This is a genomic window from Vibrio chagasii (assembly GCF_002954585.1).
Lineage (GTDB): Bacteria > Pseudomonadota > Gammaproteobacteria > Enterobacterales > Vibrionaceae > Vibrio > Vibrio chagasii_A.
Map to the genome: position 1 here is coordinate 1 of NZ_MSCI01000005.1, position 584 is coordinate 584.

Here is a 584-nt window from a genome sequence, read left to right on the forward strand (position 1 = left end):
TTCGAACTCGTGACCTCAACCTTGGCAAGGTTGCGCTCTACCAGCTGAGCTAGTGTCGCATAAGTTAACCGCTAATGCGTTTAACTGTAATGTGGTTGCGGGAGCCGGATTTGAACCGACGACCTTCGGGTTATGAGCCCGACGAGCTACCAAGCTGCTCCATCCCGCGTCCGGATGCCATCATTTAAAGTAGATGGGAACTTATCAAATTGGAGCGATACACGAGGTTCCCGATCTTCAAGGCTTAGGTGTGACCTCAACCTTGGCAAGGATTGCACTCTTCCAGAATGCTCTTCATGTTTCACTTTCAAAAATGGAGCGACACACGAGGTTCGAACTCGTGACCTCAACCTTGGCAAGGTTGCGCTCTACCAGCTGAGCTAGTGTCGCATAAGTTAACCGCTAATGCGTTTAACTGTAATGTGGTTGCGGGAGCCGGATTTGAACCGACGACCTTCGGGTTATGAGCCCGACGAGCTACCAAGCTGCTCCATCCCGCGTCCGGATGCCATCATTTAAAGTAGATGGGAACTTATCAAATTGGAGCGATACACGAGGTTCCCGATCTTCAAGGCTTAGGTGTG

At 50.7% G+C, this 584-nt stretch carries 3 tRNA genes; all 3 read right to left on the reverse strand.

The features are described from left to right. Positions 1–92: 92 nt before the first annotated feature. Positions 93–169: transfer RNA gene (locus tag BTO10_RS22760), tRNA-Met, on the reverse strand. Positions 170–314: 145 nt separating this feature from the next. Beyond that, positions 315–390, reverse strand: a tRNA-Gly gene (locus BTO10_RS22765). Positions 391–423: 33 nt separating this feature from the next. After that, positions 424–500 (reverse strand) — tRNA-Met (locus BTO10_RS22770). Positions 501–584: the final 84 nt, after the last annotated feature.